The organism is Ammoniphilus sp. CFH 90114 (assembly GCF_004123195.1).
Classification (GTDB): Bacteria; Bacillota; Bacilli; order Aneurinibacillales; family RAOX-1; genus YIM-78166.
Genome location: NZ_SDLI01000011.1, coordinates 119,741 through 131,720, shown reverse-complemented (window position 1 = coordinate 131,720; position 11,980 = coordinate 119,741). Strand labels below are relative to the sequence as shown.

General features: G+C 44.7%; 9 protein-coding genes. All 9 read left to right on the top strand.

Annotation, left to right across the window (positions count from 1 at the left end):
* The first annotated feature begins 216 nt into the window (after positions 1 to 216).
* The 9 genes from EIZ39_RS20990 (at position 217) to dacB (ending at position 11,853) form a co-directional block, all read left to right on the top strand.
* The gene (locus EIZ39_RS20990) at positions 217 to 555 is read left to right on the top strand and encodes a P-II family nitrogen regulator (RefSeq protein ID WP_129202523.1); all 339 of its coding nucleotides are present in this window, start codon (positions 217 to 219) and stop codon (positions 553 to 555) included.
* Positions 556 to 577: 22 nt separating this feature from the next.
* Positions 578 to 1,825, top strand: a complete 1,248-nt coding sequence (locus EIZ39_RS20985; RefSeq protein ID WP_240675892.1) for an ammonium transporter — start codon at positions 578 to 580, stop codon at positions 1,823 to 1,825.
* Positions 1,826 to 2,424: 599 nt separating this feature from the next.
* Complete coding sequence (locus EIZ39_RS20980) at positions 2,425 to 3,234, top strand: PHP domain-containing protein (protein ID WP_129202519.1); 810 nt, start codon at positions 2,425 to 2,427, stop codon at positions 3,232 to 3,234.
* 4 nt (positions 3,235 to 3,238) lie between these two features.
* Positions 3,239 to 4,042, top strand: coding sequence for a sugar phosphate isomerase/epimerase family protein (locus EIZ39_RS20975; RefSeq protein ID WP_129202517.1), 804 nt, complete (start codon positions 3,239 to 3,241; stop codon positions 4,040 to 4,042).
* The gene (gene surE / locus EIZ39_RS20970; protein WP_129202515.1) at positions 4,023 to 4,826 is read left to right on the top strand and encodes a 5'/3'-nucleotidase SurE; all 804 of its coding nucleotides are present in this window, start codon (positions 4,023 to 4,025) and stop codon (positions 4,824 to 4,826) included. The genes EIZ39_RS20975 and surE overlap by 20 nt, the downstream gene beginning before the upstream one ends.
* Positions 4,819 to 5,832: an ABC transporter substrate-binding protein gene (locus EIZ39_RS20965; protein ID WP_129202513.1), complete on the top strand. Its 1,014-nt coding sequence runs from the start codon at positions 4,819 to 4,821 to the stop codon at positions 5,830 to 5,832. The genes surE and EIZ39_RS20965 overlap by 8 nt, the downstream gene beginning before the upstream one ends.
* A gap of 17 nt (positions 5,833 to 5,849) precedes the next feature.
* Positions 5,850 to 7,595, top strand: coding sequence for an ABC transporter permease (locus EIZ39_RS20960; RefSeq protein WP_240675891.1), 1,746 nt, complete (start codon positions 5,850 to 5,852; stop codon positions 7,593 to 7,595).
* The gene (locus tag EIZ39_RS20955; RefSeq protein ID WP_129202511.1) at positions 7,592 to 8,632 is read left to right on the top strand and encodes an ABC transporter ATP-binding protein; all 1,041 of its coding nucleotides are present in this window, start codon (positions 7,592 to 7,594) and stop codon (positions 8,630 to 8,632) included. The genes EIZ39_RS20960 and EIZ39_RS20955 overlap by 4 nt, the downstream gene beginning before the upstream one ends.
* 311 nt (positions 8,633 to 8,943) lie before the next feature.
* Complete coding sequence (gene dacB, locus EIZ39_RS20950) at positions 8,944 to 11,853, top strand: D-alanyl-D-alanine carboxypeptidase/D-alanyl-D-alanine endopeptidase (RefSeq protein ID WP_129202509.1); 2,910 nt, start codon at positions 8,944 to 8,946, stop codon at positions 11,851 to 11,853.
* Positions 11,854 to 11,980 lie beyond the last annotated feature (127 nt).

Here is an 11,980-nt window from a genome sequence, read left to right as displayed (position 1 = left end):
AAGAAGAGTCTGATTGTCCACAAGCTATGTGGGAATCAGACTTTTTTTAGTTAGTTTCATGATATGGAGAGAATGTCCTTACATGATAATCAGAAGGCGCAAGATTTTTGTGTAAGGGAATCTAACACGACATCCCACAAGAGCATCTCGATCCATTATGATATATCCATAAAGATGATTTTTACCTTTTCATATTAAACAAGAAGGAGTGAGAGGATGTTAAAGCTAGAAGTCATCATTCGGACCGAGAAAATAGAGCAAGTAAAGGACCAATTATCCCAGATTGGTATTCGTGGGATGACCATTACTGAGGTACAAGGTTGTGGAGCTCAAAAAGGGCAAACGGGGATATATCGGGGCCAAACCTACGAAATTACGCTTCATCCGAAGATGAAGTTAGAGCTTGTGATTTACGATCATCAATTAGAAGAAGTATCGCAGTCCATCCAGGAACATGCTCGCACAGGTGAGGTTGGGGATGGAAAGATCTTTATATACCGTTTAGAAGATGCCATACGCATCCGAACAGGTGAAAGAGGAGAAGAAGCAATATAAAAAATGTAGGGAGGGCTCAACGATGAGTGAGATTGTATTGTTAGATACAGCTTGGGTATTAATTGCAGCATTTTTGGTGATGTTTATGCATGTTGGTTTTACGATGGTAGAAGTTGGATTCACCCAAGCCAAAAATGCGTTGAACATTGTCATGAAGAACTTGGCTACCATTGCTATCGGTCCTATTGTCTTTTTTCTATTCGGATTTGGTCTAATGTTTGGTGATTCGGCAGGTGGATGGATTGGAACGAGTGGCTTTATGTTAGAGAATATGACGTGGGAGGGAACCATTCCACTTATCGCGTTCTTTATCTTCCAGGCAATGTTTGCAGCGACTTGTGCCACGATTGTATCTGGAGCAGTTGCGGAAAGATTTAAATTTAGTGCTTACATTGTTACGGCAATCGTCCTGATTGGGTTTGTTTACCCGGTTGTTGGTCATTGGGTTTGGGGCGGCGGTTGGCTATCTGAGTTAGGTTTCGTTGATTTCGCAGGTTCAACTGTTGTTCACTCCGTTGGTGCTTGGGCGGCTTTGATGGGAGCTTGGTTAGTAGGTCCTCGTTTAGGGAAGTATCAAGCGGATGGAAAGGTTATTCCTATCTTGGGACATAACATTCCAATGGGGGCTATTGGGGTTTTCATTCTGTGGTTTGGTTGGTTTGGGTTTAATGCAGGAAGTGAATTGGCAGTGGATGAGGCGATTGCAAGCATTGTGACAACCACGATGTTATCCGCTGCGGCAGGTGGTTTAGCCTCTATGATCTATACTAGAATTCGCTATGGTATGCCTGATGCTTCTCTTAGCTTGAACGGGGTACTTGCAGGATTGGTTTCCATTACAGCAGGAACAGCATCGGTATCACCGCTTGCGGCCATTGCTATGGGAGCTGTTGGGGGAATCATCTTACCTCTTGCTGTAGAATTATTTGACTCGAAGCTTCAGATTGATGACCCTGTAGGAGCCATTAGTGTTCACGGGATCTGTGGGATATGGGGAACGCTGGCTGTTGGATTGTTTGCCATTGATGGAGGATTATTCTATGGTGGAGGCTTTGGTCTACTAAGCATTCAGTTCATTGGAGTAGCGGCAGTAGCCGCTTGGACTTTAGTTACTAGTGGAATCCTATTCTTTGTTTTGAAGAAAGTCATGGGCATCCGAGTAAACGAAACAGAAGAAACCAAAGGCTTGGACTTAGAAGAACACGGCACCTCGGCCTACCAGCCTATGGTGGCACCAGCAGTGAAGGCGAATGTGACGCGGCCTGCGTAGGTCAACCAAGAAAACACCCCAAGGAAAGTGGGGTGTTTTTCGCATGCTGCAGTATTGGATACGCTTTGGTGTCAAGTGGGTCAAACTTGCTAGGTAATGGGTGTCATTAGGAGGTTTTTGAGTGTGAGGGAGGTAGGAATTTAACCGGAGAATTTCCGGTTATTTTTTTATTTAGGCTAGAAATAGCTAAAATAAGCGGACTAATTTCCGCTAACATGATAAAATGGACACTTTTACCTCCTTATAGGACAAATAGGCGGAATTTTTCCTGTTATTATTCCTGAAATCACCCTAATTTTAAAAATAAGCGGAAATTCTCCGCCTAAGTAAGTGGCCCCGCACCCCTGCGAGCCTAAAATTATGAACCTACTGTTAAAGATTAACACTCACTTAACATTTTCATTCTAATGCAAAACGCCTTAAATCCTTCCTAACCTAACTCCTATCAGGATTCCTGTCATTTTCAACGCAGTTTAACATCTATTTAACAAAATGCCATCTTCACACTTTCCTTACAAAACTCAAAAGTCACATTTATATTCCCTTAATGTAGGGCTAGTACAATAAACATGTACCTAAGAACAAGAGGGGACATGAGGATGGATTTACATATGCATTCCACGTATTCAGACGGGGAATTGACTCCTGAGCAATTGGTACGGGAGGCGAAAAGGAATGGGATTAGCATGATGGCCATTACGGATCATGATGCAATAGAAGGCTACTTAGAAGGTCAAGCTCATGCTCGCCGGGAAGGCATTACTTTGATTCCAGGGATTGAGTTGAATACGGATGGGGAGCAAGGAGAGCTGCATATCCTTGGCTACCACTTTGATCCGCTTCATCCCGCCATGCAGACTCATATTAAGTGGCGAAAGCAAGTCCGAGTTGAATGGGGTAAAAGGATCGTAGAGAAACTTGCTTCCCTTGGCTATTCGGTGGAGTGGAAACGTTGCATGGCGCGTGCGTCTGGCGGTGTTGTGGTGAGAACACATATCGGGGATGAACTAGTGGAGCAAGGTTATTTTCAAACTTCCCAGGAGGCATACCATAAGCTGTTGAGAAAAGGGGCGGAGGCGTTCGTTCCACGTGAGCCTTTTTGCGCGCGGGAGGCGATTGTTCTCATTCATCAAGCGGGCGGAGAGGCATACCTGGCGCATCCCGGAATTTATCCTTCCCTGGTGGACGTGGAGAAGTTGGCTTCGTGGGGGTTAGACGGAATAGAGGTGTATCACTCCAAGCATAAGAGGGAAGACGTGGTTTACTGGAGGAAGGAAGCTGAGAGACTGCATCTTAAGCAATCGGGAGGCAGTGATTATCATGGCCCGAATTCGAGGAATCCTTTTCCTATAGGAAGTGTGACATGTTCGGAGGAGGTATATAACCAGTGGAAAGGAGTTCGTGTATAAAATTATGAATTTATATTTGTCATCAACTGTACTGTGGAATTATCCAGTGGACCAAGTCATCAGTATCGCTGAGCAGTACGGTTTTAGAGGGGTGGAAGTCTGGGCAGAGCAGGTTCGCTTCCACCAAACATCAGCAGAGAGCATTATAACGGCAAAAGAGAAGTACCATATGGATTTGACGTTTCATGCTCCTAGTTGGGATTTAAACTTATGTGCAATGAATGAAGGGGTTCGCAAGCAGTCTGTTCATGAGATTGAGCAATCAATGGAGCTCGCATCGAGAATTGGGGCGCGCAATATGACGATACATCCGGGGAAGCGCACCTTAACGCGAGATTGGACAAGTTGGCATTTTGATAGATTAATAGAAAGTTTGGCCTATTTGGCAGAAAAGGCTCAAGAGTTTGATGTCGTTCTATCGGTGGAACAGATGGAACATGAGAAAAAGGAATTCATAACGACGCCTGACATGATCAATCAATTAATTCATCAGCTGCCTTCCACCGTCCAAGTGACCTTTGATATTGCCCATGTTCCGATTGAGGCCGATTTGCAAGGGTACTATGAGCAGATCGAGAGAATCAATAAGATTCACTTAAGTGACGCAAGTTCGAACGCTTACCATCTCCCGCTTGGGAATGGAGAGGTTGATTTCGAGGCATTACTGAACAGGCTTGAGAAGACAGACCTTCCTGTTGTTTTAGAAGGGTATGATCATGCGATGGATCATCAGTTTTTACAAGCGAACTTGTCTGTTCTGCAACCTTATTTAGCGGGGAGGTCCCGTGTTGAAAATTTTAGTTACTAATGATGATGGCATCTTTGCTCCTGGGGTAGAAGCGATGGTGGAGGTCCTCCAGCATTTTGGCGAAGTCTATGTGGTTTGTCCAGACCAGGAACGAAGTGCCATTAGCCATTCTATTACCTTGAGACAGCCTCTTAAGGCTACGCCTGTAGACTTGTTCGGGTCGAATGTATCCGCATGGGCAGTGAATGGGACGCCAGTCGATTGTACAAAATTAGGCCTTGAGGTGTTGGTAAAAGATGCAGACATCGTTTTCTCAGGGATTAACATCGGTCCTAACCTAGGCAGAGATGTTTTCTACTCGGGAACGATGGCGGCTGCTTCAGAAGCAGCGCTTTATCAAAAAGCAGCAGCAGCGATATCTTTAGACGCTTTTCATTCTACGAAAATTAACTTCGGCGCTGTTAAATCCTTATTCTATGAAGTGGCGGAGAACATTCTGTCTAACAAAATACCTAAGGGTGTATTCTTGAATGTGAATCTGCCTCATCTGTCCAAGGAGCTTTGCAAAGGGGTTCGGATGGTTTCCTTAGATATGGACGTGTCGCGATATCGGTTTGTGGGGCTTAATGATCCTCATGGTCAAGTGTACCATTGGTTAAGGGATGAGCTGCCGCAGTTAGGCGGTTTTCAAGAAGACGGAGATTATCAAAAGTTAAAAGAAGGCTATATTACCATTGCACCAATTGAGTTGAAGTGGGCAAACAGCAAGAAACAGCAACAAATTGAACGTTGGTTTCGCTATTCATCCCTACATTATTCCAAGGAGGAATTATCTAATGCGTAAAGGTAAATTTTTAACCCTAGGTTTAGCTGCGATGTTAATGCTTACAGGATGTGGGAATCAGGCTCAAGAGACAAGTGCAGCAAAAGAAGGAGTAGCAGGAAAACTCTCCTTCTATACCTCTCAACCGGATGAAGATGCAGCGGCGCTAGTTCAAGGATATAACGCAAAATATCCGAATGTAAAAGTAGAGATCTTCCGTTCGGGAACAGAGGAAGTAATGAGTAAGATTCAAGCTGAAAAACAAGCGGGTGGGGTTCAAGCGGACGTCCTGCTCGTGGCAGATGCTGTTACGTTCGAAAGCTTAAAGCAGCAGAATATGTTGTTGCCTTACCGTTCACCGGAGGCCGACAAGATCCCTGCTGGCTTAGTGGATGCGGATGGGGCTTACAGTGGAACGAAAGTGATGGCAACCGCCCTGGTTGTGAACAGCAAGGTAGGAAGGCTTCCTGATACTTGGAACGTGTTAAGCGATCCAGCGACAAAAGGTCAAAGTATGATGCCAAGCCCTCTTTATTCCGGTGCAGCAGCTTACAATTTAGGGGTCTTTACTAGAATGGATGAATTCGGTTGGGACTACTATAAAGCCTTGAAAGCAAATGAAGTGGCTGTAACGAAAGGAAATGGAGCAGTTCTTAAAGCTGTAGCAGGGGGAGAGAAAAACTACGGAATGGTGGTAGACTTCATCGTAGCTAGAGCGAAGGCAGAGGGTTCCCCAGTAGAATTGGTCTATCCGAAGGAAGGGGTACCTGTGATCACGGAACCGATTGGGATCTTAAGCGAAACAAAGAATGAAGCGGCTGCGAAAGCTTTCGTCGATTACGTATTATCTGAAGAAGGACAAGAGCTGGCTGCCAAGTTGGGGTATACTCCCATTCGTGAAGGGGTTAAGGCGCCAGAAGGCTTAAAGAGTATCAATGAAATCAAGGTGCTAGAAGGCAACATTGCCGAGTTATATCAAAGCAGAGATGCAGATAAACAGGAATTTACCAAAGTTTTTGAACAGTAGGGTTGGGGGAAAACGAAATGTTTCACTTGCTAACAGAACGAGTGAGGTTGGGGAAGCGAGTTCGCTTCTCCCTTCCTTCCCTTGCTTTGGAATGGAAAAAGAAGTGGGGAATGGCTGCTGGTTTTCTTCTGATACTCATCTTCTTTATCCTACCGATCATGAAATTGCTGTATCTCAGCTTTACTTCAGAAGCGGGTTTGTCCATGGCCAATTATACACACGTCCTACAACAGGCTAAAACATGGAAAACCATTCAAAATACGCTCTATATCGTGGGTGGATCTACCCTGCTTTCGGTGGTGTTAGGGGTTTTTACGGCTTGGTTAGTGGCCTACAGTGATATTCGTGGGAAAAAAATCATCACGATGCTCATTATGCTTTCTTTCATTATTCCGTCTTATGTAGCGACGTTATCCTGGACTCAATTGATGAGTCCAAACGGGCTCTTAGCCCAAGGATTATCCAGTCTCCCTGGGGATTGGAAGCCTTGGAATATGTATAGTTTCTCCGGCATTATTTTCGTGATGGGCATTCATCATTTTCCTCTTGTGTTTATGCTGACGGTAAGTGTATTGAAGAAGATTCCTAGAGATCTAGAATGGGCCTGCCGGATGGCTGGCGCTGGTCGTGCGACGGCTTTTCGAAAAATGACCTTGCCTCTTGCTCTACCCGGAATTGCAAGTGGAGGCTTACTAGCTTTTCTTGCTAGTTTAGACAATTTTGGTATCCCCGCGTTCTTGGGTATTCCTGCAGATATTCGTGTTCTGAGTACCGCGATATATGAAGAGATTATCGGTTTTGGACCATCGGCTTTTGCAAGGGGAGCTACCTTATCCGTGTTACTAGGGGTTGTAGCACTGATTGGAACAGGAATTCAATGGCTCTTGCTACGTAACAGCAAGCGATTAGAAACCGTTCAAGAGGATGATCAGCCTCGATTCTCACTGGGGACATTTCGCAGGATTACGGAATTTAGTGTTTATGGAAGCTTGCTTGTCCTGATCTTTGTTCCTTTACTCTCCATGTTCTTATCCTCTTTTGTTCGTGCTTATGGATTAGATTGGAACTGGCAGAATCTGACCTGGAAAAACTATCGCTTCATCTTGATGGACAGTCCTAAAGTGCAGAATGCGTTGGTAAACAGTTTGGTTCTTGCTTTGGTCACGATGGGAGTTTGTTTGATAGCAGGAACAGCGATTGCTTACTTTCGTACTCGCAAACCATCGTTCTGGACTAAGGCGATGGAACTCGCAGTAGGTCTTCCTTATGCTCTGCCGGGTGTTGTGTTTGCTTTAGCCATGATCTTTACTTGGATGGAACCCATTCCGGGATGGAATCCAGGGCTTTATGGGACCGTGAGTATCCTTGTGATCGCTTATATTTCTAGGTTTATGATCTTGCAAGTACGGGGAAGCATCACCGCCATGATGCAAGTAGATCCTTCCATGGAAGAAGCGGCAAGCGTGTGTGGAGCCCAGGGTGTAGTGAAGTGGTATTATGTCCTTCTTCCGTTACTGCTTCCTGGGATGTTAAGTGGTGCTTTTCTCGTGTTACTCACTGCCTTCACGGAATTAACCGTATCTTCTCTCTTGTGGTCGAGTGGATCGGAAACAGTTGGCGTAGTGATTTTCAATTTTGAACAGGCAGGGGCTACGACATATTCAACCGCGCTGTCTAGTTTAATTGTGATGGGTATCTTTGTCGGCATGATCCTTATATATGGGTTGCAGAAGCAGTGGAAGAGAAAGGGAGTTCGTTCATGAGTACACAGTTAATAGAGGTGAGTAAGAGATTTGGAGACTACGAAGCCTTGAAATCTATCCATCTTACGTTTCATCCTTGCGAATTTATCGCCATCCTCGGTCCGTCGGGATGTGGGAAGACGACCTTGCTGCGTATGTTAGCTGGATTTGACTCCCCTACTACAGGTGAAATCCATATGAATGGACAACGGGTAGGAACACCTGATTATGCACTTCCTCCAGAGAAACGCAATATTGGGATGGTATTTCAATCCTTCGCTCTCTGGCCGCATATGAAGGTGAAAGAGCAGGTGGAGTTTCCCTTACTTCACCATAAGGACGTACCCCAAGAGCTAAGAGCCCGTAAGAACGAGAGGGTCGAGGAAGTTCTTAATATGGTCGGATTGAAACACTTAGCGAACCGTATGCCAAGCGAGCTCTCTGGTGGGCAAAAACAAAGGGTATCCCTTGCTAGAGCGATCGCTCCGAAACCTTCTATGCTTCTCATGGATGAACCGTTGAGCAGCTTGGATGTGGAATTGCGTTTAGAGATGAGAAGGGAAATCCAAGAGCTGCACCGATTAACCAAGGCGGGAATCATCTATGTCACCCATGATCAGGGAGAAGCGCTGGCGATGGCTGATCGGATTGTCGTCATGAAGGATGGGTGTGTGGAACAGATCGGTACCCCACAAGAGATCTATGAGAATCCACAAACGATCTTCGTATCGACCTTTGTTGGAAAAGCCAATCTCATTGCAGGTCAATGGGAGGGGAATCGTTTTCGCCCAGAGGCAACGAGGGGAGAGGTAGAGTGGACTCGTCCAAGCGTCCCAGATGCCTTCCGTAAGCAGCAGGTTTATCCCGTTCGTCCTGAACAATTTGGAATGGAGCGGGTGGGGCCAGGAATTCGCGGGACGATCATCAATCTTCAATATCAAGGGAAAGAAATTTACTATACCGTCGATACGGGTTCACAGCAGGTGGAGGTCCATGGATCGATTCATAAGCCGTTTCGGATGAGAGACGAAGTGGTCTTGGTTATGCAAACATCATGAACTCAATAGATGGTGTAAAAGAACTTAATTTTACACTAGTTAAATAGTAATGCCTTAAAATAAACCCGAAATTCCTTCGCAAAGGAAAGTCGGGTTTTATTTTTTTATCTAAGAGGCTGTAATGAGCTCTCTTACCTTCTCATCCTTTTGCCCTAGAATAAACATGATTCACAGGTACCATTTTCCATATACGTAGGTTGTGTTAGATTTACTAAGAATCTATTGAATAAAGGGAATTTTTATTTTATTTTCTGGAATTGGTAGATTCGTCCTTTCATATTCATACTACTACGAGGAGGTTTATAAGAAAGATGAGAAGACATTTCGTTCTCTTCCCGTTTATTCTTGCGCTTATGGTGCTCATCCAGGCTGCTGTCCCTGGAATGGCATTGGCGGAGAGAAGCAATTGGCAGGGCCTTCCGGCCCAGTTAGAGAAGTTGGTTTATGATTTGGAGAAGGTTGAGAGCAGTAAAGGAATACATATTGGCTTGTCGGTTTATAATCAAACCACTCAGGAGTATGTTTATCAATATAATCAGGATGTGCCTTATGTGCCAGCCTCGAACATGAAGGTGTGGGTATCTGCGGCAGCTCTTGATCAATTAGGTGTAGATTATACGTATAAAACGGACATCTACACAAACGGTCGAATTACAGATGAGGGTGTATTGAAAGGGGACGTCATCCTTAAAGGGTACGGGGATCCATCCTTTACATCGGATGATATGCAGAAGCTAGTGGACAAGCTAGCCGATCAAGGGATCGAGGAGATCCATGGGAATATTGTAATGGATGAATCCTACTTTGATTCAGTTCGACTTGGCGCGGCATGGATGTGGGATGATGAAGCCTACGATTACAGTGCCCAGCATAGTGCGGTCACGTTAAACCGCAATGTTATCAATTACAGGGTAACGGCTGACCAGCCAGTTGGAGAGAAGCCAACCGTTGCGATGACACCGAAGAATGACTATATGAACATCCAGAATGATGTTGTGATCACGGATGCAACCACACGAAGTATAACCGCAGAGCGTCCTCTTGCCCAGAATACGATTGTATTCAAAGGGGCGATGGGAAATAGATCAACGGAATATGTTGTTAATCGAACGATGGAGGATCCTGCCTTATTCGCAGGAAATGTACTTAAGCATCAATTGTTGGGCAAAGGGATCACTCTTCATCCTAAAACGGAAGTGGTGAAAGGGACAGTAGATCAAAAGAATAGCAGGCTTGTTGAGACACATAGGTCTGCACCATTAGATGAGCTCACAGCCAATTTAAATAAGAATAGTGATAATCTATATGCAGAATTATTTCTTAAGACTTTAGGGGCAGAGATTCAAAAAGAAGGTAGTACCGAAGCAGGATTAAAGGTAGTATCTGAGTTCATGAGTAAGGCAGGGGTTAACACGGATTTCCGTCAGGCAGACGGTTCAGGTCTTTCCCGCTTTAACCTAATTACGACTAGTCAAATGGTGACACTCCTTGACTATGCCAGCAAGCAAAGCTGGGGTACCGTTTTGAAAGAATCCTTCCCGATTGCTGGAGTCGACGGTACTTTAGCTTCTCGAATGAAGGACACTCCAGCTCAAGGCAATGCTAATGCTAAGACGGGTTCATTTACCGGGGTAAATGGTTTGTCTGGTTATGTCACAGCGGCTAATGGGGATCAATTGATCTTTTCCATTTTATTAAATGGGATTCACACTTCTACCAATGCAACAACATTCCAGAACAATGTCGTCGTGACGTTGGCATCAGAACCAGGAACTCCTGCTCCTATCGAGTGGGTATCGGAAGCTTATGCGCTTGATGATGTCTTGAACTCTTTATTGCAGGACGCTAGTGTTAAAGGGGTAACAACGGGAATCATCGTAAAGTCATTGGATCAAGATCAAGTATTGTTTGCCAAACATGCCGATAAGCTTATGACGCCAGCCTCCAATGTTAAGATTTTAACGAGCAGCACGGCGCTTCGTAAACTTGGAGCAGATTATCGATTTAAGACAGAAGTCTATACAACGGCACCGATTAATTCAGGTGGTGTGTTGGAAGGAGACATTGTGATTAAGGGATATGGAGACCCGTCCCTGCATACCGAAGACAGCTTGAAAGTACAAGACGGCGTTTCCATTGAATCCATCGTGGAGGCCCTGAAGGCTAAAGGAATTAAGCGGATAAACGGAAATATCTTAATGGATGACACCTATTTTGATAATAAGCGTTACCCAGATGGTTGGACTTGGGATAATGAAAGTTATGATTACAATCCCCAAATTAGTGCTCTTGGGCTAAACCGTGGAACGGTTCGTTTAGATTACAAGCCTGCAAAGAAGGCAGGACAAGCGGTTGAATTAACGCTGACTCCTGCAACCCAATATGTTCAAGTTCTAAATGAGGCCAAAACGGTGGCTGCGAATGAGAAGAATACCTTTAAGGTTGAAAAGGTTCGTGGTCAAAATGTAATCAAGGTGAGTGGAAATCTTCCTGTTTCTGCGGATGTTGATTACAATCGCGTTCCCGTCCATGAGCCAGCCCTTTATACGGGGACCGTGTTGGCTGAGAAGCTGTTAGCAGCAGGAATAAAACTACATCCGAAGTATCAAGTTGAGCTGGCAGCTACTCCAGCAGATGCCTTGAAACTAGAGGAATTCCATTCTACTTCTTTGAAGGAGATTGTGACGTATCTTAATAAAGTCAGTGATAATTATTATGCAGAAATGATCACGAAGACATTAGGTGCAGAGTTAAAAGGAGCAGGAACGATAGCGAAAGGAATTGAAGTCGTCACCGACACTCTAAAAGAGGATGGACTCAATACAAACTATTTGTTAAGAGATGGCTCTGGGCTTACACGTTATGATATCATTTCACCACGACAAGTTCATAGTGTGCTCGAAGTTCTTGCTCAGGATGAGGTGTTCCGTTCTACCCTTCCTATTGCAGGGATGGACGGCACGTTAAAAAGTCGATTAATCGGAACGCCGGCGGAAGGAAAGGTGATAGCCAAAACCGGTTCCCTACGTGGAGTTCGTTCCCTGTCTGGTTACGTAACAACGGAGCAAGGGGAGAGGCTAGCTTTCTCCATCATCATGAATGGTTATGCAGAAAATGATAAGGCGATGACCGATCTTCAAGATGCGATTATGCTTACTTTAGTTTCTTACCAGTCTCAAGGGCTAGAAGTTGAAATGGGGGAAGAGCTAGAAGCGGCGTAATATAACAGACTAACCTGGTTTTCAATCTGGGTTAGTCTTTTTAATATGGTTTGAAAAATAGGCATTAAGTATCAGCGAACTAAAATGTAAACGCTACCTTTTACATGTTCTTTTTAGCGAAAGATTA